The sequence below is a fragment of the Pseudomonas sp. AK106 genome, assembly GCF_053903055.1.
Genome location: NZ_CP096426.1, coordinates 3,803,468 through 3,823,403 on the forward strand (window position 1 = coordinate 3,803,468; position 19,936 = coordinate 3,823,403).

The 19,936-nt window shown below is 59.9% G+C and carries 21 protein-coding genes, 1 tRNA gene and 2 pseudogenes; 10 read left to right on the forward strand and 14 right to left on the reverse strand.

Annotated features, from left to right (window positions below; genetic code table 11):
• Window positions 1–36: 36 nt before the first annotated feature.
• Window positions 37–921 (reverse strand): EamA family transporter, encoded by an 885-nt coding sequence (locus M1E04_RS16755; RefSeq protein WP_192134549.1) that lies wholly within the window; start codon window positions 919–921, stop codon window positions 37–39.
• A gap of 263 nt (window positions 922–1,184) precedes the next feature.
• Here M1E04_RS16755 and M1E04_RS16760 point away from each other — a divergent pair.
• Together M1E04_RS16760 and M1E04_RS16765 are read left to right on the forward strand one after the other, a co-directional pair.
• Window positions 1,185–1,904 (forward strand): annotated as a pseudogene (locus M1E04_RS16760) (MCP four helix bundle domain-containing protein); the annotation flags it as partial.
• Between the two features lie 306 nt (window positions 1,905–2,210).
• Window positions 2,211–2,810, forward strand: a pseudogene (locus tag M1E04_RS16765) (methyl-accepting chemotaxis protein); the annotation flags it as partial.
• A gap of 70 nt (window positions 2,811–2,880) precedes the next feature.
• On the opposite strand, the gene M1E04_RS16770 reads toward M1E04_RS16765, so the two are convergent.
• From M1E04_RS16770 to M1E04_RS16790, 5 genes are all read right to left on the reverse strand, one after another.
• A complete protein-coding gene (locus M1E04_RS16770; protein ID WP_192134551.1) occupies window positions 2,881–3,306 on the reverse strand; it encodes a cell wall hydrolase in 426 nt (141 codons plus the stop codon).
• Window positions 3,307–3,332: 26 nt separating this feature from the next.
• The gene (locus M1E04_RS16775; protein ID WP_192134552.1) at window positions 3,333–3,539 is read right to left on the reverse strand and encodes a hypothetical protein; all 207 of its coding nucleotides are present in this window, start codon (window positions 3,537–3,539) and stop codon (window positions 3,333–3,335) included.
• Window positions 3,536–3,853, reverse strand: a complete 318-nt coding sequence (locus tag M1E04_RS16780) for a phage holin, lambda family (RefSeq protein ID WP_192134554.1) — start codon at window positions 3,851–3,853, stop codon at window positions 3,536–3,538. Before M1E04_RS16780 ends, M1E04_RS16775 begins: the two co-directional genes overlap by 4 nt.
• 275 nt (window positions 3,854–4,128) lie before the next feature.
• Window positions 4,129–5,301: a cellulase family glycosylhydrolase gene (locus M1E04_RS16785; RefSeq protein ID WP_192134556.1), complete on the reverse strand. Its 1,173-nt coding sequence runs from the start codon at window positions 5,299–5,301 to the stop codon at window positions 4,129–4,131.
• On the reverse strand, window positions 5,291–5,494 hold the full coding sequence (locus M1E04_RS16790) for a Com family DNA-binding transcriptional regulator (protein ID WP_296311197.1): 204 nt from the start codon (window positions 5,492–5,494) through the stop codon (window positions 5,291–5,293). The genes M1E04_RS16785 and M1E04_RS16790 overlap by 11 nt, the downstream gene beginning before the upstream one ends.
• A gap of 495 nt (window positions 5,495–5,989) precedes the next feature.
• Here M1E04_RS16790 and M1E04_RS16795 point away from each other — a divergent pair, with 495 nt between their 5' ends.
• Window positions 5,990–6,310, forward strand: a complete 321-nt coding sequence (locus M1E04_RS16795; RefSeq protein ID WP_456291749.1) for a DUF1654 domain-containing protein — start codon at window positions 5,990–5,992, stop codon at window positions 6,308–6,310.
• A 91-nt stretch (window positions 6,311–6,401) separates the two neighbouring features.
• On the opposite strand, the gene M1E04_RS16800 is transcribed toward M1E04_RS16795, so the two are convergent.
• Together M1E04_RS16800 and M1E04_RS16805 are read right to left on the reverse strand one after the other, a co-directional pair.
• Window positions 6,402–7,214, reverse strand: coding sequence for an XRE family transcriptional regulator (locus M1E04_RS16800; RefSeq protein WP_192134562.1), 813 nt, complete (start codon window positions 7,212–7,214; stop codon window positions 6,402–6,404).
• A 187-nt stretch (window positions 7,215–7,401) separates the two neighbouring features.
• Window positions 7,402–7,492, reverse strand: a tRNA-Ser gene (locus tag M1E04_RS16805).
• A 169-nt stretch (window positions 7,493–7,661) separates the two neighbouring features.
• Between M1E04_RS16805 and M1E04_RS16810 the strand changes: the two genes are divergently transcribed.
• From M1E04_RS16810 to M1E04_RS16840, 7 genes are all read left to right on the forward strand, one after another.
• Window positions 7,662–8,333: a Bax inhibitor-1/YccA family protein gene (locus tag M1E04_RS16810; RefSeq protein WP_065989182.1), complete on the forward strand. Its 672-nt coding sequence runs from the start codon at window positions 7,662–7,664 to the stop codon at window positions 8,331–8,333.
• A 114-nt stretch (window positions 8,334–8,447) separates the two neighbouring features.
• A complete protein-coding gene (gene tusD / locus M1E04_RS16815) occupies window positions 8,448–8,840 on the forward strand; it encodes a sulfurtransferase complex subunit TusD (protein ID WP_456291750.1) in 393 nt (130 codons plus the stop codon).
• Between the two features lies 1 nt (window position 8,841).
• A complete protein-coding gene (tusC, locus tag M1E04_RS16820) occupies window positions 8,842–9,204 on the forward strand; it encodes a sulfurtransferase complex subunit TusC (RefSeq protein WP_456291751.1) in 363 nt (120 codons plus the stop codon).
• Window positions 9,204–9,503 carry a sulfurtransferase complex subunit TusB gene (gene tusB / locus M1E04_RS16825; protein WP_456291752.1) on the forward strand — a complete coding sequence of 100 codons (300 nt, stop codon included), beginning with the start codon at window positions 9,204–9,206 and terminating at the stop codon, window positions 9,501–9,503. The genes tusC and tusB overlap by 1 nt, the downstream gene beginning before the upstream one ends.
• Complete coding sequence (locus tag M1E04_RS16830; RefSeq protein WP_410930390.1) at window positions 9,500–9,835, forward strand: TusE/DsrC/DsvC family sulfur relay protein; 336 nt, start codon at window positions 9,500–9,502, stop codon at window positions 9,833–9,835. The genes tusB and M1E04_RS16830 overlap by 4 nt, the downstream gene beginning before the upstream one ends.
• Entirely contained in the window at window positions 9,832–10,833 is a 1,002-nt protein-coding gene (locus M1E04_RS16835; protein ID WP_410935470.1) for a glycosyl transferase family protein, read from the forward strand. Before M1E04_RS16830 ends, M1E04_RS16835 begins: the two co-directional genes overlap by 4 nt.
• A gap of 97 nt (window positions 10,834–10,930) precedes the next feature.
• Window positions 10,931–11,932 (forward strand): glutathione S-transferase family protein, encoded by a 1,002-nt coding sequence (locus tag M1E04_RS16840; protein WP_456291753.1) that lies wholly within the window; start codon window positions 10,931–10,933, stop codon window positions 11,930–11,932.
• 69 nt (window positions 11,933–12,001) lie between these two features.
• On the opposite strand, the gene cysG is transcribed toward M1E04_RS16840, so the two are convergent.
• From cysG to M1E04_RS16870, 6 genes are all read right to left on the reverse strand, one after another.
• Window positions 12,002–13,396: a siroheme synthase CysG gene (cysG, locus tag M1E04_RS16845; protein ID WP_065989167.1), complete on the reverse strand. Its 1,395-nt coding sequence runs from the start codon at window positions 13,394–13,396 to the stop codon at window positions 12,002–12,004.
• Window positions 13,397–14,677 (reverse strand): serine--tRNA ligase, encoded by a 1,281-nt coding sequence (gene serS / locus M1E04_RS16850; RefSeq protein ID WP_456291754.1) that lies wholly within the window; start codon window positions 14,675–14,677, stop codon window positions 13,397–13,399.
• Between the two features lie 16 nt (window positions 14,678–14,693).
• The gene (gene crcB, locus M1E04_RS16855) at window positions 14,694–15,068 is read right to left on the reverse strand and encodes a fluoride efflux transporter CrcB (RefSeq protein ID WP_456291755.1); all 375 of its coding nucleotides are present in this window, start codon (window positions 15,066–15,068) and stop codon (window positions 14,694–14,696) included.
• The gene (locus M1E04_RS16860; RefSeq protein ID WP_065989161.1) at window positions 15,068–16,390 is read right to left on the reverse strand and encodes a replication-associated recombination protein A; all 1,323 of its coding nucleotides are present in this window, start codon (window positions 16,388–16,390) and stop codon (window positions 15,068–15,070) included. The genes crcB and M1E04_RS16860 overlap by 1 nt, the downstream gene beginning before the upstream one ends.
• Before the next feature lie 18 nt (window positions 16,391–16,408).
• The gene (gene lolA / locus M1E04_RS16865; protein WP_065989159.1) at window positions 16,409–17,032 is read right to left on the reverse strand and encodes an outer membrane lipoprotein chaperone LolA; all 624 of its coding nucleotides are present in this window, start codon (window positions 17,030–17,032) and stop codon (window positions 16,409–16,411) included.
• A gap of 76 nt (window positions 17,033–17,108) precedes the next feature.
• Window positions 17,109–19,523: a DNA translocase FtsK gene (locus M1E04_RS16870; RefSeq protein WP_456291756.1), complete on the reverse strand. Its 2,415-nt coding sequence runs from the start codon at window positions 19,521–19,523 to the stop codon at window positions 17,109–17,111.
• Between the last annotated feature and the right edge of the window lie 413 nt (window positions 19,524–19,936).

Consider the following 19,936-nt stretch of genomic DNA (forward strand, 5'->3'; position numbering starts at 1 on the left):
GCGTGGTTTGCGAAAGTGATCCGGCGTCGCGCGTCATCAAGCCACCGCGCGTCGCCCTCCACCGAATAATTTGGGGCCCAACAAATTGACTGTCAGACCCAACATCACAAGCACACCCCCCGCGCATTGCAGCACGCTGAGTCGCTCGCCCAGCACCAACGCTGAGGAACTCAGGCCGACCACCGGCACCAGCAGGGAAAACGGCGCGACCTTGCCCGCCGGGTAGCGAGACAGCAGCTTGCTCCAGCTGATGTAGCCGAAGAGCGTGGCGACGAAGGCCAGATAAGCCAGCGACAGCACCGAGCTCCAACTCAGGTTGAGCAATGAATGCTCAATGAGCGCCGGCCCCTCCAGCCACAGCGACATGGCGAGAAACGGTAGTGGCGGAACAATCGCACCCCATACCACCAGGGCAACCAGATCGACGTTGCCGAACCGGCGCGTGATGATGTTGCCCAACGCCCACATCGAGGCCGCGCACAACACTAGCAACACCGCCAGCAGCGGTGTCGCAGCCCCTGTGCCCATGCCGATAAGGGTCAATCCGCCTGCGGCGATGAGCAAACCCGCCACGCTATAGACGCGTAATTTCTCACCGATGAAGATCGCCGCGAACAGCAGCGTGAAGAACGCCTGCGCCTGCAGCAGCAGGGAGGCCAGCCCCGGTGGCATGCCATGGGCCATGCTCTCGAACAGAAAGGCGAACTGACCGAAGGAAATGGTCGCTCCGTACGCAAGCAGCCAGAACCAGGGCAACTGCGGACGACGGATGAAAAACACGGCCGGAATCGCAACCAGCGTGAACCTCAGCGCGCCCAGCAGCATCGGCGGCAGGCCATCCAGCCCGTATTTGATCACGATGAAATTCAAACCCCACGCGATGATGACCAGCAATGCCAGGCAAAGGTCTTTAAACGGCATGGTGTTCCTTAAGAGTTGGCAGGTAGTTGGGGAGAGCCCGATGAAACAATAATCGCCTCGTGTCTGTTGCATTTGCAAACGCCTTGGCACCGTTGAATGAAGAATTAGTTAATTGATTATTTAGCACTGAGCAAACCCGCGGACATGCTAGCCATAGGCCTGCCCATCCGCCGAACGCACCTTAAGTATTCAAAAATCCGGCAGACACGCTGATCGCTGGAACGGACCTCAGCGCCTTCCTTTGGAGCTCCGGAGAAACTCACATGCAACTACAAAACTTTAGAATTGCGACCAGAGCGCTGCTCTGCTTCGGTCTGATCACGCTGATCCTGCTAGGCCTTGGCGTGTTCGCTTACGTTCAAATTGATGAAATGCGTGCCACTGAACAAAAGCTGGAAACCGACGTGGTGCCCAGCATTCAGGTGATTGACGATATCCAGATCGCTCTGCTGCATACCCGGCTGGAAAGCATACGATCGCTGGCGGTGTCGGGCTCAGACGCACAACGCAAAGTCACCGATAATATTTTTCAAGACATCGCCACGCTCGAAGACAAGACGGGCTACTACCGAGCACACCTGATTACTGACGAAGAAGATAACAAGCAGTTTCAAACCGCGAACGGCCTGATGGAGAAATACATAGCTGGCGTCAAAAACATTATTTCGCTGAATAAAACCGACCATCAAAGCGCGCTGGACTACGCCAACAACGAACAGGCGCAGACCGCGACGCAGTATCAGGCAGAGCTCACAAAGCTGCGCGACCTTAATTCACAGAACGCCGTCAACGCCGGGCATCGCGCTGCAGAGGTTTACAACCACAGCATCATGGTTCTTATCTCCGTTGTTCTGGGTGCATCGGTGCTCACCATAGGCCTGGCTTATGCCCTGACCCGAAGCATCGTGAAGCCGGTCGGCAGTTCGTTGACCTTCGCGGAGAAAATCGCAACGGGCGACCTCTCCGGCGTCCTCGCCGTGACAGGGCGGGATGAGATATCCAGTCTGATGATTGCGCTCAATCTCATGGCCGGCAATTTGAAGACCACGCTGACTGAAATATCGGGAGCGGCCGACCAACTGAGCACCGCGTCCGTCGAAATGACATCGATCACCGAAAACGCAGACCGGACACTTCAAAGACAGAACAGTGAGATCGAACAGGCGGCCACGGCGGTCACCGAGATGAGTGCGGCGGTGGAAGAAGTCGCAAGAAACGCAAACTCGACGTCCGAGGCCGCGCAGTCATCCAGCACATCTGCCGAAGAGGGCAACCGCCGGGTCGTCAACACGGTGACGGCCATGACGAACCTCGCCGACCTCGTGGACAACTCTGTGGTACAGGTCAAGGCCTTGGCCAGTCAGGCTGACGATATTACGAAAGTGCTGAGCGTCATCCGCGCCATCGCCGAGCAGACAAACCTGCTCGCGTTGAACGCGGCAATTGAAGCGGCGCGCGCCGGGGAACAAGGACGCGGCTTTGCCGTAGTGGCAGATGAGGTACGAGCCCTGGCGCACCGGACCCAGCTGTCTACTCAGGAAATCGAGCAGATGATCACCAAGGTCCAGTCAGGGTCCGCCGCGGCGGTGGAATCCATGGACAAAAGCAGGCAGGAGGTTCATAGCACGCTGACCTCTGCGAAAGACGCAGGCTCGTCCCTGCGCCTGATCACCGACGCAGTCCTTGAAATCAACGAACGAAACATGCAGATCGCGACGGCTTCGGAGCAACAAGCCCATGTTGCCCGCGATGTGGACAGAAACCTGGTGAGCATTCGGGATTTGGCCATGCAAAGCACCGAGGGCGCGAGACAGACGTTGGAGGCAAGCAGCGAACTGTCGACGCTCGCGGTCCGACTCAACGACATGGTCGGCAAGTTCCGGCTTTAGCCCATGGCTGCTTTGACGCCCTGAAGCCGGCTTCCCTACCCCAACGGCTTGCAGATGACTGTGCCGCTGATCACGGAACGTCCTTGAAAAACATGTGGCTCCCGAGTTTCAGAGTCGGCTTGGCGCTGGCTGCCCACGCCGGAGCCCTCGACAAAGTGGTCGCGTAATAGTGAGTCGCCCCGCCGGTGGGGTCTGGCACGTTCCCGTCGATTACTTGGTCGGCAGCGATTTGGCACTGCGCCAACTCGCGGAACGGAATCTGTCGCGCGCCGCTCACGGACGGATAGTTCGGGTCGCCCTTGTTCCAGCAACTGAACTGATAGGGCTTCTGGCACACCCCGGCATAGCCCTCGCCCCACCATGACCTTTCTTGTCCATCGTTCACGCGGTTGCGGATCGTCCAGGCCACGGCCAGCATTCCGGCAAGCCCTTCCCCACGAGCTTCGCCATACAGCGTGCGGGCGAGCACGTCGCGATCTCTATCAGTGACGGTCATGGCTATTCTCCAGACAAAAAACCCGCTCAGCGGCGGGCTAGACGATCGGATGTGCTTTTGGGGGCGGTCTGCCGCGCGTCACGATCGAGGGCGATGGCGCCCTGCAGACTGACAACGCGAATCTGCTGGAGCGCAATCAGCAGTCCCAGCACGATTGCAATGACCACGGCGGCTGCAATGGCTCGCAATGTGGAACCCGCTTTGGCTACGGCGACAATGGCCCCAAGGCTCATAACGAATCCGCCTTGCGTCCGAGGAACCGGATGATCAGCTCGCGGATCGCCGTCACGCCGATGAACCCTATGGTGCCGCCGGCGGCGACGGACAGACTCGACGGCCAGGCCATCCATTCGATGACGCTGCTGGCTGACAGGCTCAACGCACCACAGATCAGCGCCTCAAGCACGACGCGCCATTTGTTGGCTTCTTTGCCTTCATAGAGCACGCGCAACAGAGAAGTGGTGGCGGCCATGATCGCTCCCTGCCAGAGCGGCGTCGTGATGATCAGCCAGACGTGCGCCCAGAAGTCAGGTGTTTTTTCCGGCATCTTCGTCGACCTCCGACAGTCCGCCCCCTCGGGCTCGGGGAATGGGTCAGCCCCTCGGCAATCCCTACTTGGAGCGATGAATGTGGCGGGGCTGAATACGAAAAAGCCCCGGCAAATGCCGAGGCTCTGAATAAGTGCATGTCGTTCACGCTGCCCGTCGGAGCAGCGCGGGTATTGTTATGTAGCGTTCCGGATCGGGTGTCACACCCTCGGTCGCTGAAAGAATGGGAAGGAGAGCCTCCCGGAATGGGAGGCTCAGGCTCTACCAGCCAGACCTAGGCTTGCGCGTAACCCCACTGAGTGATGCGCTCAGCGAAGTATGGCTTCACCATCGTAACCGTTGCCGCCTGGTTACTCGCTTCAAGGCTCATCTTCTCGCCGTCAGTGCCCGGACCCGCGACCCATAGGGTGACGGGGATTTTCTCAGCCTTGGCTTTGTCGAGCAGATTCTTCAGCGCGGTACGGCCAGCATCCGTTGGTGGAATGCCAGTCTCGCCGATGAATGCTGCCATCTTGTTGGCTTTGGCGTAAGTCAGAAACGGACCCACGATTTGGTCGCGCAGTGCCGTCGGCGAAATTTGGGTGTTGTCGCCGTTGTAGGCACCGCTCGATCCGCCATCGACGTCAGCATAGGCGTGCGCTTCCCACACGATAGAGTTCGCCGGATCTACAATCTTCGACTGTAGATTCGCCGAGACACCCGCCCAGTCCTTGGCACTCGCGAATTGCAGCCCACATATGAAGACTGGCTTTTTGGAGCTGTTGCGCAGGGCCTTCAGCACGGTATTCATCGTGTTGATGTAAAGGGTTTCCAAGTCGCCCGACGTAATGTAGTCCTTTGCGCCGGCGTTGGGGTTGGGATAGGGCTCGTTGCCCAAACCCCAACCCAGAACCATAGGGTCATCGCATGCAACGACCAACTTCTGGTGGAAGTTCGCCAAGTGGACCGCACTCCAGGAACCACCACCGACGGAGTTACCGTCCTGGATCAGAACCTGCTCTGTAATTTTCCAGCCGTCTTGATTGCCCGCCTCTTTACTTGGGTAAAGCTGACCGGTCAGTTGGCCATTCGCATCGGTCTGGTAGCGATGCAGGCGCATGTAGTGATGCGGATCGGGGATGATCCTGGCTTCACCGTTAGAGTCATCGCTGATCGCCTTCAGCATTACCTTCCACTTGTCCACGAACTCCTGCTTCAAGTTCGCGCCTTGACCTGGCAGACCGTCAATTGTCGACAGCTCAATGGCGCGCTGCAGTTCGAACGGAAAACGGATAAGGCGCACACCGAGGTTCTTCACCCAGTGAGTGATGGTGTCCCGAGTGGGCCATTGATAATGAGTGCCGGCCGAACCTGGAAGGATTTGACCAGCATTGGCGACCGAGCCCAGGTTGATTCCTACCAGAGGAATGTTTTTGAGCTGGGCGATTACTGAGCTGCTATTGGACATTTTGATTACCTTGAGTCGAATGATTTTTAGCGGAGAATTCCGCATTCATGTCGCTCACAGGCGATAGCTCGGGGCACGTGGCCCTCACATGATTCAACGTCCCGCACCGGGAACACTTGATCTGGAGCTCCGTCATCTCACCGATACGGGCGAGAAGTCTTTTGCACTTTCCACATCTGCAATCTTTCAACATTCCGCGAAGCCTTTTGGATTCTGCCAGGCTCCGCCCCGCTCGCGCGGAGAGTAAGGGCCTCGGCTGGTTTGCAGGTACAGCCTGCGATCTGGCGATCCCTGTGGGTGTTAGTGCACCCGCCTGACTGCCCTCTCTTTCTTCGTTGATTTCCCGTCTGGCCCTGTTGCCAAGGCCAGCCAGCGAAATCGGTGATTCCGTCCTGCTAAAGAGCTTTGATCCAGTCGGTCCCTTGTCGGGGCTGGGAGACCACTTCGCTGGTCCCTGGCTATCTGGCGGCTTCACCAGTCATGTATCGCTGCGGTATGTCGCTGCGATGGATGTAAGTTAGCAAGCGCTAAATTTAGCGTCAATAGCTAATGCTAAATTATTTTCGTGCCTGTAATGGGTGCTGGTCGCTCGAGGCAGGTCGATATTTCTGACAGGGGTTTTGCAAACAGCTGACTGCCGTTATGCTTACGAGAACTGTACGCATATACAGTAATCAAGGAGAAACTGATGTCCCTACCAGAGAAGAAAAAGTCTCAAGAGCGCGAGCCTATGTCCGGCCTGGAGCGCCTGAACCTAAGGGTGGCGGGCATGATCAACCACCCGATCGCCCAGGATCAGATGTGGGTCACGATCCATAAGCTGGAGACCGACGGCGATCGAGAGTGGAACGAGGTGATGGGGGCTATTGCGGAAGTGGATGGGATAGAGATGGTTTTCAACGATGAAGACAGTTCGGTCACGCTGAAGTGGGAAGCGCCGTCAGATGACGATCCCCGCGTCCAAGTGCGGGACGAATTCGAAGCACTGGAGGAAGCCGCGCCTTTCTGAGTGCACAAAAAAGCCCGCTTGATTCGCGGGCGTCTGCACCTTCAAAAAACCGCCTGTGCCGGCCACTAGTCGGCCAGATCGGCCAGCGCAACTAGGCCTTTCTTGCGTTCCAGATCAATAAAACCTTCGCATGGATCGTCACGTCGTCGATCCTTGCCGTCTGGTTCTCATAATGCTGATTGTCTGAAATAAGCCTGTAATTCTCTTCGTCCAGTCGCATCACGCGCTTGATGTACAGCTCTTGGTGCCAAGTCAGTACGTAGATGCCCTCACCGATGAAGTCCTGCACGCCTTTGTCGACGATCACCAAGTCTTTATCGTTGATGGTTCCTTCCATGCTCTGACCCCAGCCACTGATCATGGCCAGAGCTGTCTTCGAGGTGTAGGTCACACCTTTCTCGCGAAGAATCTCCTCTCTGACAACCAAGTTGCGCACGACCTCATTGTAATCAGGCGGCACCTGTCCGTGACCCATCGCTGCACGTATGTCGTACTGGCGAATGACAATCTCTTCCTGGGTAGGACGAAGGGCGGCGTAATTGGCCGGAAGCACGTCTGTGCTCTGGTCATCCGGGTCGGCAGCCGCCGCCACAATCCGGTCCCGCGCCTCATTTGAAAAGCCTTTCACCTTGGCGAGGGACTGTTTGAGCTGTTCCAGTGCCGAAAGCCCGGCCTTCACTGCTGTCGCGGAAGTCTCGGACGCAGCAGGGCTGACCAGGCTTCCCGAAGGAAGGCCGATCTTCTCTTCCAAATTCGCAGCAGCTTTCTCGCCGAGATTTCTGTGCCCGTTAAGAATCTGGGACAGATACGACGCATCAAGGCCGTGCCTATTGGCGAAATCTTTCTGGGAGGCCCCGGCCATCAGGGCTTTCAGGGCGTCGGCTCTAAGCTTGTTAATGTCCATGTCCCATCATCGCTTCCGGTTAGCATACAGTAAATTACGGTCTGCTATCAGCCACATGATTAGCCTTTGCTAATGCTCACGCAAGCCGGGCAGGATGATCCGAAAGATGAAGATCAAATCCAGCCCAGCGAAAACCAGACCCCGAAAACGAAAAAAGCCCCGCATATGCAGGGCTTTTTACTGTGTTTGGCGGGGAACTAGGGATTCGAACCCTAGAAACGCTATTAACGTTCGCCGGTTTTCAAGACCGGTGCATTCAACCACTCTGCCAATTCCCCGAAGCATTTGGCGTCGAAGGTTTTTCACCCCTCCGTCGCTTTGCGGGCGCCATAATACCGTAATGAAACAAGCTGTCAAACTCTGCGGCTAGCGCGCTGCCTCGCCTCTGTTATGATCTTTGCAACTTGAGGTTTCAAACCCTTCGTTTTCACCACCAGGAGTAGCGCCATGCGCGAACAGGATTACGCAGTCAACAACCGCGTGCAGGTCGAGCAGCTAGAGGTTAGCCGCGTCCTGCGCAACACTTACGGCCTTCTGGCCCTCACCCTCGCCTTCAGCGGCGTCATGGCGTTCGTCTCCCAACAGATGAACTTCCGTTACCCGAACGTCTTCGTTGTGCTGATCGGCTTCTACGGTCTGTTTTTCCTCACCAACAAATTGCGCGATTCGGCGTGGGGTCTGGTCTCGGCGTTCGCGCTGACGGGCTTCATGGGGTTCATCCTCGGCCCGATTCTCAACCGCTATATCGGCATGCAGGGCGGCGCTGAAGTCGTTGCCTCCGCGTTCGCGATGACGGCCTTGGTCTTCGGTGGTCTGTCGGCCTATGTGCTGATCACGCGCAAGGACATGAGCTTCCTCGGCGGCTTCATCACCGCAGGCTTTTTCGTGTTGCTCGGGGCCGTAGTAGCGAGCATGTTCTTCCAGATCAGCGGCCTGCAACTGGCAATCAGCGCCGGCTTCGTGCTGTTCTCGTCGGTCTGCATTCTGTTCCAGACCAGCGCGATCATCCACGGCGGTGAACGCAACTACATCATGGCGACCATCAGCCTGTATGTATCGATCTACAACCTGTTCATCAGCCTGTTGCAGATCTTCGGCATCATGGGCAGCAAAGACTGATCCGTTTGCCCGCTTTAACAAAAAGCCCGCTTCGGCGGGCTTTTTGCTGTCCGGCGTTCGTGAATTCTTTATCATTGCGCCCATGTTCCCTGTCAGCGCCCGACCGAGCCGCCCATGAAGTTCGCCATTGCCCTGCATTCGCCCGCCAACGCGCCCTCCTCCCGGCGTGCATTGCTGTTCGCCAAAGCGGTTTTGGCGCAGGGCCATGAAATCGTGCGCCTGTTCTTCTATCAGGACGGCGTGCACAGCGCGTCCGGCAATGTGGTGTCGCCCCAGGACGAGTCGGACACCGCCGCGCAATGGCGTGATTTCGTCACCACCCACCAGCTTGACGGCGTGGTCTGCATTGCCGCCGCCCTGCGTCGGGGCGTGTTGAATGCTGAGGAAGCGGAGCGCTACTCGCGACCTGCGGCAAACCTTGCGGCACCCTGGGAGTTGTCGGGGCTGGGTCAGCTGCATGACGCGATCCAGGCGGCTGATCGCTTGATCTGCTTTGGAGGGCCATGACGTGGCGAAGTCATTATTGATCATCAGCCGTCAGGCGCCATGGGCGGGTCCGGATGCCCGCGAGGCGCTGGATATTGCCCTGGCCGGCGGAGCGTTCGATCTGCCGGTCGCCATGCTGTTCATGGACGACGGTGTGCTTCAGTTGGCCACGGCGCAGAACGCCAGCCAGGTGCAGCAGAAAGACCTGAGCGCCAACCTGCAGGCGTTGTCGATGTTCGGCGTGGAAGACTTGTTCGTCTGCCGCACCAGCCTGAATCAGCGCGGGATGCCGCCAACCGGGTTAAGCGTCGAACCGCTCCAGGTGCTGGATGACCCGCAAATCGCCGCGCTCATTGACCGTTACGACCAAGTGATTACGATCTGATGGCTACCCTGCACGTACTCTCTCATTCCCCTTTCACAGACTCGCGCCTGGGCAGTTGCCTCCGCGTGCTCGGCAGCGAAGACGCAATCCTGTTGTGCGGCGACGCGACCTATGCGTTGCGCGCAGACACCGCTGCCGCCCAGTCGCTGAACGCGAAAACCGGCAGCCTGAAGGTGTTCGTGCTCGATGAAGACGCCACCGCTCGACACATCGCGCTGCCTGACTGGGCACAAAGCGTCGACTATGCCGGCTTCGTGACGCTCTCGGTGCACTACGACAAGGTCAACACGTGGCTATGAAACAGCTCATCGTCGACGGGCGCGATATTCAGCTGGACAAAGACGGCTATCTAGAGGACCTGCACGACTGGTCCAGCGAGGTCGCTGAAGCCTTGGCCCTTGAGGCAGACATCGCCCTGACGCCGGAGCATTGGGAAGTTCTCGAATTGCTGCGCGCGTTCTATGCAGAATTTCAGCTGTCCCCGGCCACACGGCCGCTGGTCAAGTACACCGCGCTGAAACTGGGCGCCGACAAAGGCAACAGCTTGCACCTGAATCGTCTGTTCAACGGCACTCCCGCCAAACTTGCCGCCAAGCTGGCGGGCCTGCCCAAGCCGACCAATTGCCTATGACTGACTTCACCCCCCTTGTCACCGAAACCCCTGCCGAGCATCCCTTCGCGCCCTTCGTTCGTATTCTCGGCAAGGGCAAGCGTGGTGCGCGCAACATGACCCGCGCCGAAGCCCGGGAAGCCATGGGCATGGTGCTCGATGAAAAAGTCGAAGACACCCAGCTCGGCGCTTTCCTGATGCTGCTGCGGCACAAGGAAGAGAGCCCGGATGAGCTCGCAGGCTTCACCGAAGCGGTGCGCGAGCGTCTGCATGCGCCGGAACTGACGGTCGATATCGACTGGCCGACCTACGCCGGCAAGAAGCGTCACCTGCCGTGGTATCTGTTGGCGGCCAAGTGCCTGGCGCAGAACGGCGTGCGCGTATTGATGCACGGCGGCGGCGCCCATACCGCCGGCCGGTTGTACAGCGAGCAGTTGCTAGAGTTGTTGGGGATTCCGCTGTGTCGCAACTGGCAAGCGGTGGGTGAAGCGCTGGAGCAGCAGAACATTGCGTTCTTTCCCCTCGGCGACTGGGCGCCGCAGCTTCAGCGCATGATCGATCTGCGCAACACGCTGGGGCTGCGCTCGCCGATCCATTCGCTGGCGCGCATCCTCAACCCACTGGGCGCGCGGTGCGGGCTGCAGAGTATTTTCCATCCTGGCTATCAGGGCGTGCACCGCGACGCCAGCAGCCTGCTCGGCGACCACGCCATCGTGATCAAGGGCGACGGTGGTGAGGTCGAGATCAATCCCGACACCATCAGCCATTTGTACGGCACCACCGATGGCCAGCCGTGGGATGAGGAATGGCCGGCATTGTCGGACCGTCGCCACGTGAAGCCTGCCACCCTCGACCCGCTGCATCTGGTCGCGATCTGGAAAGGCGATATCGAGGACAGCTACCCGCAGCTGGCGCTGATCGCAACCATGGCGCTGGCACTGCGGGGCCTCGGGATGCCGCGGGCTGAAGCATTCGCCCAGGCGGAGCAGTATTGGGCAAACCGGAACAGATCGATTTAGCCGATAGCTACTCCCCAGTCTTTGCGCCATTCGTTCGAACGATTGCCTTTAGACTGATCTCCAACGTACTTCGGTACAGCTCAATTTGGAGTCAGGCATGGGCCTTCTCGTTGAAGGACGCTGGCAAGACCAGTGGTACGAAAGCAGCAAAGACGGCGCGTTTCAGCGCGAGCAAGCCAAGCGCCGGAACTGGGTGACTGCTGATGGCAGCCCCGGCCCGTCCGGTGAAGGCGGCTTCAAGGCGGAGGCCGGCCGCTACCATTTGTACGTTTCCCTGGCCTGCCCGTGGGCCCATCGCACGTTGATCGTGCGCAAGCTCAAGGGTCTGGAAAGCCTGATCGACGTCTCGGTGGTCAGTTGGCTGATGCGCGAGAACGGCTGGACATTCGACAAGCAGACCGGTTCTACCGGCGATGCGCTGGATGGCCATACCTTTATGTACCAGCGCTACCTCGCCGACACCGCCGATTACACCGGTCGGGTTACGGTACCGGTGCTGTGGGACAAGCAGCTGAATCGCATCGTCAGCAATGAGTCGTCGGAAATCATCCGGATGTTCAATTCGGCGTTCGACGAACTGACCGGCAATCACCTGGATCTCTATCCAGAGCCGCTTCGCAACGAGATCGACCGGCTGAACGACCGTATTTACCCGGCCGTGAACAACGGCGTCTATCGCGCCGGATTCGCGACGTCGCAAGGTGCGTACGAAGAGGCTTTCGATGGAGTGTTCGCCGAGCTGGATGCACTGGAAACGCTGCTCCGCGAGAAACGCTATCTGGCGGGCGAGTACCTGACTGAAGCGGACGTGCGCCTGTTCACCACGCTGATTCGCTTTGACGCGGTGTACCACGGGCACTTCAAGTGCAACCTGCGACGCATTGCCGACTACCCGAACCTGAGCAACTGGGTGCGCGAGATGTATCAGCTGCCGGGTGTTGCCGAGACGGTGGACTTCGTGCACATCAAGCATCACTACTACGGGAGCCACGCCACCATCAACCCGACCGGTATCGTGCCAAAAGGGCCGCAGCAGGACTTCAGCGGCGAGCATGATCGGGGGCGTTTGAACGGGAAAGGGATCTTGCACAACGGCTGAAGGGTTTCAGTTAACACTGAAACCCCACCTGGCTCTCCACCGCATAAACTTTGAAAGACTGCGGTGGAATCAGACGCTCGCCTGAGCCCCTTCGAACCATGCCAGTTTCTCCCGCAACTTCACCACTTCGCCCACAATCACCAGGGTCGGCGCATGGACTTCGTGCTCGGCGACTAACTGCGGCAGATTGGCCAGCGTGCCGGTGAAGACGCGCTGGTTAACCGTGGTGCCCTGCTGGATCAGCGCAGCCGGGGTATCGGCAGAGCGACCGTGCCGGATCAACTGCTCGCAAATAACCGGCAGCCCGATCAGGCCCATGTAGAGCACCAACGTCTGCGATGGCGACACCAGATCCTTCCACGGCAGGTCGGTAGAGCCGTTCTTCAGGTGGCCGGTCACGAAACGCACGGACTGCGCGTGATCGCGATGGGTCAGCGGAATACCGGCGTAGGCCGCGCAACCACTGGCCGCGGTGATACCCGGCACGACCTGGAACGGAATGCCATGGGCGGCCAGCTCTTCGATTTCTTCGCCGCCACGGCCGAAGATGAACGGATCGCCGCCCTTGAGGCGCACCACGCGTTTGCCCTGCTTGGCCAGGTCCACCAACTGCTGGTTGATCTGATCCTGGGGCAAGGCGTGGTCGGCGCGCTGCTTGCCGACGTAGACCCGGTCAGCGTCGCGTCGGCACAAGTCCAGGATCGCTGGCGCTACGAGGCGGTCGTAAAGCACCACGTCCGCCTGTTGCATCAGACGCAGTGCGCGAAAGGTCAGCAGATCAGGATCGCCCGGCCCCGCGCCGACGAGGTACACCTCACCGGTCGTGGGCGGCGCCTCGCCGTCGATCTTCGCTTGCAGCAAGCGCTCGGCTTCGGCGCCCTGTCCGGCCAGCTGCCGATCAGCGATGGGCCCCTGAAATACATCCTCCCAGAACGCCCGACGCTGCTGAACGTTAGGAAACAGCCCTTTCACCTGATGACGAAAGCGCGCGGCCAGACCGGCCAGATGCCCGTAGGTGGGCGGAATCCAGGTTTCCAGCTTGGCGCGGATCAGACGCGCCAGCACCGGCGCATCGCCACCGCTGGACACCGCGATCACTAACGGCGACCGGTCGACAATCGCCGGGAAGATCACGCTGCACAGCGCAGGCGCATCCACCACGTTGACCGGCACACCGCGCTGGCGGGCATCGGCTGACACCTGCGCATTGAGCGGCTCATCGTCGGTGGCGGCGATAATCAGCACGCAGCCGTTGAGGTCCGACTCGGTGTAGCCACGCAGAATCTGCTCGCCACCGCTGCGCTCGATCAGCTCGCGCACTTCCGCCCCGATCTCGGGAGCAACCACGCGCAGCACCGCACCGGAATCAGCCAGCAGGCGAGACTTGCGCAAGGCAATCTCGCCGCCGCCGACCACCAGCACCCGAGCGCCCCGAAGGTTATGGAACAGTGGCAGAAATTCCATTTAGCCGATGACCTCGATGCCGCCCATCCATGGCTTGAGAACGTCCGGCACGCGGATCGAGCCGTCGGCCTGCTGGTAGTTTTCCAGTACCGCCACCAGCGTGCGACCCACCGCAAGACCCGAACCGTTCAGCGTGTGAACCAGTTCCGGCTTGCCGGTTTCCGGGTTGCGCCAGCGCGCCTGCATGCGACGCGCCTGGAAATCGCCGCAGTTGGAGCACGACGAGATTTCACGGTATTTGTCCTGGCTCGGAATCCACACTTCCAGATCGTAGGTTTTCACCGCACTGAAACCCATGTCGCCTGTGCACAACGCCAGTACGCGGTACGGCAATTCGAGCAGTTGCAGAACGCGTTCGGCGTGACCGGTCAGGCTCTCCAGCGCTTCCATGGATTTTTCCGGCTCGACGATCTGCACCATCTCGACCTTGTCGAACTGGTGCTGACGGATCATGCCGCGGGTATCGCGGCCCGACGCGCCGGCTTCGCTGCGGAAGCACGGGGTGTGGGCGACAAACTTCAGCGGCAGCTGCTTGGCGTCGAGGATCTCGCCAGAGACGATGTTGGTCAGCGACACTTCGGCGGTCGGGATCAGGTACAGATCGGCCTCGCCTTCGCGGGAGATCTTGAACAGGTCTTCTTCGAATTTCGGCAGCTGGCCGGTGCCCTGTAGCGCGGGCGCCTGGACCAGATACGGCGTGTAGGTCTCTTCGTAACCATGCTCATTGATGTGCAGCGTGATCATGAACTGTGCCAACGCACGGTGCAGGCGCGCAATCGGGCCACGCAACAACGCGAAACGGGCCCCGGACAGCTTGGCGGCGGTTTCGAAGTCCAGCCAGCCGAACTTCTCGCCCAGGGCGACATGATCCTGAACCGCGAAGTCGAATGAAGCCGGTGTGCCCCAGGTACGCACTTCGACGTTTTGTTCTTCGTCAGCGCCCACCGGCACCGATTCGTGGGGCAGGTTCGGCATGCTCAGGGCCATGGCATCGAGCTCGGACTGAATGGCGTCCAGTTCTTTCTTGCCGGTGCTCAGCTCTTCGGCCATGCGATCGATGTCAGCCATCAGCGGCGCGATGTCTTCGCCGCGCTGCTTGGCCTGACCGATGGATTTGGAACGGGCGTTACGCTCGGCCTGAAGCTGTTCGGTGCGGGTCTGCACCGTCTTGCGCTGGGCTTCCAGCGCTTCGATGCGGGCCACGTCCAGTGTGAAGCCACGGGAAGCCAGGCGATCCGCTACGTCCTGAAGTTGGGTACGTAACAGTTTGGAGTCGAGCATATCGGTCTCTCGTATATTAAATTCGGGTCAAAGACAGGCCAGCCCACGTTGCGAGCAGCCCGCCCAGTACGCTGATGAGGGCGTAGCCAATGGCCAGAGGAGCCTGGCCGCTTTCAAGCAGACGAATCGTGTCCAGTGAGAAAGACGAAAACGTCGTCAAACCACCGAGGAATCCCACCATCAATCCGGCGCGCAACTCGATCGGGACTTCCGGGCGAATCAGAAACAGCCCGTAGAGCAGACCGATCAGCAGGCACCCGACCAGATTCACCGCCAGCGTTGCTGTGTAGAAGTAGCGCGGCCAGTTCGCGGCCACGATGTTAGCCGTGGCGAAACGCAGTAATGTACCAGCGACGCCACCGGCGGACACGGCAAGAATCAACTGAATCACTATTTTCTCCGTTGACGAGGGCTGGCGCGGTCGAGCGCCGACAGGTGTTTGAGTTTTTCGCCGATCTTCAGCTCAAGGCCGCGGGGGACCGGCTGGTAATACTGACGCGGTTCAAGCTCGTCGGGGAAGTAGTCTTCACCCGCCGCGTAGGCATCCGGCTCATCATGGGCGTAGCGGTACTCTTCGCCGTAGCCGAGCTGTTTCATCAGCTTGGTCGGCGCGTTGCGCAGGTGCAAGGGCACTTCCAGCGAACCGTGCTCGGTGGCTTCGCGCATGGCCATTTTGAAACCCATGTACACGGCGTTGCTCTTCGGCGCGCAAGCCAGATACACGATGGCCTGGGCGACGGCCAACTCGCCTTCCGGGCTGCCGAGGCGTTCCTGCACATCCCACGCCGACATGCACAGCGGCAAGGCGCGCGGATCGGCGTTACCGATGTCTTCGCTGGCCATGCGCACCACGCGCCGCGCCAGGTATAACGGATCACAGCCACCGTCGATCATTCGCGCGAACCAATACAGCGCGGCGTCGGGGTTGGAGCCGCGAATGGATTTGTGCAGCGCGGAAATCTGGTCGTAGAACGCTTCGCCGCCCTTGTCGAAGCGACGGCGACTGTCACCCAGCAGGCTTTGCAGCAACTCGGGATCGATTTCGCTGCCGTCTTCCGCCAGGTCCGAGGCGTTCTCCAGCAGATTGAGCATCCGCCGGCCGTCGCCATCCGCTGCAGCCAGAAGCGTCTTGAACGCCTCGTCGCCCAAGGTCAGATGGCGATTGCCCAGCCCGCGTTCTTCGTTCAGCGCGCGGTTGACCAACTGGCGCAGCGCCCCTTCGTCCAGGCTCTTGAGCACATAGACCCGGGCGCGAGACAACAGCGCGTTGTTGAGTTCGAAAGAAGGGTTTTCGGTGGTGGCGCCTATGAAGATCAGCGTGCCGTCTTCCACGTAGGGCAGAAACGCATCCTGCTGGGACTTGTTGAAACGGTGCACTTCGTCGACGAACAGAATGGTGCGGCGGCCGTACTGACCCGCCTGCTGCTTGGCGACCTCCACCGCCTGGCGGATCTCTTTGACCCCCGCCAGCACCGCCGACACCGTTTCAAAATGCGCGTCGGAGACTTTCGCCAGCAACCGCGCCAGCGTGGTTTTGCCCACGCCGGGCGGCCCCCAGAAAATCATCGAATGCAGCGCACCCTGCTCCAGCGCTTCACGCAGTGGCTTGCCGTGGGCGAGCAGGTGCTGCTGGCCGACGTACTCGTCCAGATTGGTCGCTCGCAGGCGCGCGGCCAACGGTTGCGCGATCGGTTCAGTGCTGAACAGGTCCATGAAACAGGCGAACCCCTTTTATTCCTGAATGACGTCAGCGCCCTTCGGGATCTGGAACTGGAATTTGCTCGCGGCGACAGGCTCGTTGGCCTTGACGCCGGTGAACAGGATATTGGTGCGCTGGCCGACACTGTCGATCAATTGCATGTCGTTGATCATGCCGTTGCGAAAGGACAGGCGCAGGCTGTCGAACAGGGTGTCCCGAGACTTGGGCTTGAGCACGAAGTCGATCACGCCGCCCGCCTCCTTGGCACTGATGTCGAAGCTCTCGCTGATTTTCGACACGTCGCCGGACAGCAGCAGCGCCGGGGTCTGGGTCAGACGCTGGTCGAGGGTCTTGATGGTGACCTGCTCCAGGTCAGGGTCCCACAGGGAAACCTTCTTGCCATCGGACACCATCAGTTGCTCTTGCGGCGCGTCGGTGTGCCAGTAGAACAGGCCCGGGCGCTGCAAAGTCATTTGACCGGAGGTTTCCTGCAACTGCGTGCCGCCACCGTCGAGTGTGAGCTGGGAGAAGCGCCCGCTCAGGGTTTTCGAGTTTTCCAGCAGTTGGGTCAGGCGTGCCACGTCCTTGCTGTCGGCGTGGGCCGAGACAGCAGAAAAAGCCAGTGCAGATACCAACAGCATGCGGATAAGACGCATGGGATTCCTCTTTGAGTGTGGTTGAAGCCGGGCGCCGTCGCGATGGCGACGCCCGGTAACGCGTGGCCGGGAAGTGTCAGTCACGCACAGGGGCTGGCGCAATCACTTCGCGCGAGCCGTTGGTGTTCATGGGTGTCACGACGCCGGCGTTTTCCATGGTTTCGATCATCCGCGCGGCGCGGTTGTAACCAATCTTCAGCTTGCGCTGTACCGCAGAGATCGACGCGCGACGGCTTTCCAGCACGAACTTGACCGCTTCGTCATACAGCGCATCGCTTTCGCTGTCTTCGCCATCACCGCCGCCACCGCCACCGTCGAAGCCGCTGCCCGGCTCTTCAACGCCGGCCAGGATGTCGTCGTTGTAGTTCGGCGTACCCCGCAGCTTCCACGCCTCAACGACGCGGTGAACCTCTTCGTCCGAGACGAACGCGCCGTGCACACGAATCGGCAGGCTGGTGCCCGGCGGCATGTAGAGCATGTCGCCGTGACCGAGCAGTTGTTCGGCGCCACCCTGGTCGATGATGGTCCGGGAGTCGATCTTGCTCGACACCTGGAACGCCATGCGCGTCGGGATGTTGGCCTTGATCAGACCGGTGATCACGTCCACCGACGGTCGCTGGGTCGCGAGAATCAGGTGGATACCTGCCGCACGGGCCTTCTGGGCGATACGGGCGATGAGTTCTTCGACCTTCTTGCCGACGATCATCATCATGTCCGCGAATTCGTCGACCACCACAACGATGGTCGGCAGCTTGGTCAGCAGCGGCGCTTCGTCGTGAATGCTTTCGCGGTGGTACAGCGGATCGGACAGCGGCGTGCCGGCCTCCTCCGCTTCACGCACCTTCTGGTTGAAGCCCGACAGGTTACGCACGCCCATCTTGGCCATCAGTTTGTAGCGGCGTTCCATTTCAGCCACCGACCAGCGCAAGGCGTTGGCGGCGTCCTTCATGTCGGTCACCACCGGACACAGCAAATGCGGGATGCCTTCGTAGATCGACAGCTCGAGCATTTTCGGGTCGATCATGATCAGCTTGGCGTCTTCCGGGCCGGACTTGAACAGGATCGACAGGATCATGGCGTTCACGCCCACCGACTTACCGGAACCGGTGGTACCGGCGACCAGCAGGTGCGGCATCTTGGCGAGGTCGGTGATGACCGGTTTGCCGCCAATGTCGTGACCCAGCGCCAGGGTGACCGGCGATTTCGCGTCGTCGTATTCCGGCGTCGACAGGACCTCGGAGAAGCGCACGATCTGGCGATCTTCGTTGGGAATTTCGATACCGACGGTGGTCTTGCCGGGAATGACCTCGACCACACGGACGCTGGTCACTGCCAGGGAACGCGCAAGGTCTTTGGCCAGGTTCGAGATACGGCTGACTTTCACGCCGGCAGCCGGCTGGATTTCGTAGCGGGTGATCACCGGCCCTGGATGAATCGAGTCCACGGTGACTTCGACGCCGAATTCCTTGAGCTTGATCTCCAGCAGATGCCCCACCGCCGCCAGGGATTCAGGCGAATAGTTGAGCTGCTTTTTCTCAGCCGGATCGAGGATCGAGATGGGTGGCAAGGTGCCTTCCACGGCGCTGTCGACGAACAACGGCGCCTGCTTCTCTTTCTGCACGCGCTTGCTCGGCTCAGGTGCGCGTGGCGGTGCAGGCGCGATGACGGCGGGCACGTGCTTCTCACGGGCGACCATGTGCTCAGTCAGCGCCTGCTCGCGCTTGATGAGGCGTTCTTTGGCCTTGGCCTGCTCACGTCGATCCGGGGCCACCGGTGCGACCACTTCGTCGACACGCATGTCGACTTCACGCAACTGAGCCACCATCTGCTTGCGCTCATTGCGGGCGGCCCACCAGCGGTTGAGGGAGCCGGTGAAGAGTTCGATCAGATCCAGGGTGATCTTGCCGGTGTTGTCCATCACCTTGAACCAGGACAGATCGGTGAACACGGTCAGGCCGAACAGAAACAAGGCGATGAACAGCAGCGTGCTGCCCTGAACATTCAGCGCACGCTTGGCCAGATCGCCCAGCACTTCGCCCAGCACGCCACCGGCCGAACCCGGCAGGCCCGACGCCGAATGAAAGTGCAAGTGCGCGAGCGAAGCGCCCGCCAGCACGAGAAACACCAGCCCGATCATGCGCCAGGAAAACAGCCAGCCGCTCCATTGCCATGGCTCATGGCGCTGGCGGAACACCTGATAGGCCTTGACGCCCAGCAGCAACGGGAAGATGTAGGCGAAGTAGCCGAGGATCATGAACAGGATGTCGGCAGAATAAGCACCGGCGAAGCCTGCGGCGTTCTGGATCTGCGCCGAATTGCTCGAGCTGCTTGTGTGGCTCCAGCCCGGATCGGCCTGATCGTAGGTCAACAGCGCCATGATCAGATACAGACACAGCGCGCCGAACGCGATCAGTGCACCTTCCTTGAGCCGGTAGTGCAGGTGCTGCCGCCAGAGCGGAACGGGGGTGGGTGCTATGGTGGATTTCTTCAAAACGCTTCAATTCCTGCGCGCAAGCGCGAACATCTGATGATTGACTGTGTACGACTGCTTGGGCGAAATGGCAGTGGCTTTCCCGAACATCGGCCAGAAGAGCATCCTGGCAACAGGGAAAACCGCGCCTGCGATAACGCACGCTCGACAGGTGACTTGAAATGAGGTTAAACAACATCGGCATTGTACGGATTTGCGCGCCGCGCGCTACGTTAGTCTGGCGCGGTGCTTGCAGATGTTCAAGCTTCGCCGGCCGCTGACAATTTGAGCACGCATTTTCTTTGCCGACAAAGGCTTATGACGGGTTTTTGCGACTCGCTTGAACTATCAAAAGGCCATGTCTGGATGAAAAAGCCAACTGTTCCAGTTTCCAGGCGCGATCAAGCGGCTTGTGACCGCATTTGCACTACGGA

What these genes read in the sequence shown, in the direction of transcription:
- M1E04_RS16795 (WP_456291749.1), top strand. Translation starts at nt 5,990, where the DNA reads ATGTCCCTACCAGAGAAGAAAAAGTCTCAAGAGCGCGAGCCTATGTCC.
- serS (WP_456291754.1), bottom strand. Translation starts at nt 14,677, where the DNA reads ATGCTCGACTCCAAACTGTTACGTACCCAACTTCAGGACGTAGCGGAT.
- M1E04_RS16835 (WP_410935470.1), top strand. Translation starts at nt 9,832, where the DNA reads ATGACTGACTTCACCCCCCTTGTCACCGAAACCCCTGCCGAGCATCCC.
- M1E04_RS16780 (WP_192134554.1), bottom strand. Translation starts at nt 3,853, where the DNA reads ATGCCGGAAAAAACACCTGACTTCTGGGCGCACGTCTGGCTGATCATC.
- tusD (WP_456291750.1), top strand. Translation starts at nt 8,448, where the DNA reads ATGAAGTTCGCCATTGCCCTGCATTCGCCCGCCAACGCGCCCTCCTCC.
- M1E04_RS16775 (WP_192134552.1), bottom strand. Translation starts at nt 3,539, where the DNA reads ATGAGCCTTGGGGCCATTGTCGCCGTAGCCAAAGCGGGTTCCACATTG.
- cysG (WP_065989167.1), bottom strand. Translation starts at nt 13,396, where the DNA reads ATGGAATTTCTGCCACTGTTCCATAACCTTCGGGGCGCTCGGGTGCTG.
- M1E04_RS16840 (WP_456291753.1), top strand. Translation starts at nt 10,931, where the DNA reads ATGGGCCTTCTCGTTGAAGGACGCTGGCAAGACCAGTGGTACGAAAGC.
- M1E04_RS16800 (WP_192134562.1), bottom strand. Translation starts at nt 7,214, where the DNA reads ATGGACATTAACAAGCTTAGAGCCGACGCCCTGAAAGCCCTGATGGCC.
- lolA (WP_065989159.1), bottom strand. Translation starts at nt 17,032, where the DNA reads ATGCGTCTTATCCGCATGCTGTTGGTATCTGCACTGGCTTTTTCTGCT.
- M1E04_RS16860 (WP_065989161.1), bottom strand. Translation starts at nt 16,390, where the DNA reads ATGGACCTGTTCAGCACTGAACCGATCGCGCAACCGTTGGCCGCGCGC.
- M1E04_RS16785 (WP_192134556.1), bottom strand. Translation starts at nt 5,301, where the DNA reads ATGTCCAATAGCAGCTCAGTAATCGCCCAGCTCAAAAACATTCCTCTG.
- M1E04_RS16810 (WP_065989182.1), top strand. Translation starts at nt 7,662, where the DNA reads ATGCGCGAACAGGATTACGCAGTCAACAACCGCGTGCAGGTCGAGCAG.
- M1E04_RS16755 (WP_192134549.1), bottom strand. Translation starts at nt 921, where the DNA reads ATGCCGTTTAAAGACCTTTGCCTGGCATTGCTGGTCATCATCGCGTGG.
- M1E04_RS16830 (WP_410930390.1), top strand. Translation starts at nt 9,500, where the DNA reads ATGAAACAGCTCATCGTCGACGGGCGCGATATTCAGCTGGACAAAGAC.
- M1E04_RS16790 (WP_296311197.1), bottom strand. Translation starts at nt 5,494, where the DNA reads ATGTTGAAAGATTGCAGATGTGGAAAGTGCAAAAGACTTCTCGCCCGT.
- M1E04_RS16770 (WP_192134551.1), bottom strand. Translation starts at nt 3,306, where the DNA reads ATGACCGTCACTGATAGAGATCGCGACGTGCTCGCCCGCACGCTGTAT.
- tusB (WP_456291752.1), top strand. Translation starts at nt 9,204, where the DNA reads ATGGCTACCCTGCACGTACTCTCTCATTCCCCTTTCACAGACTCGCGC.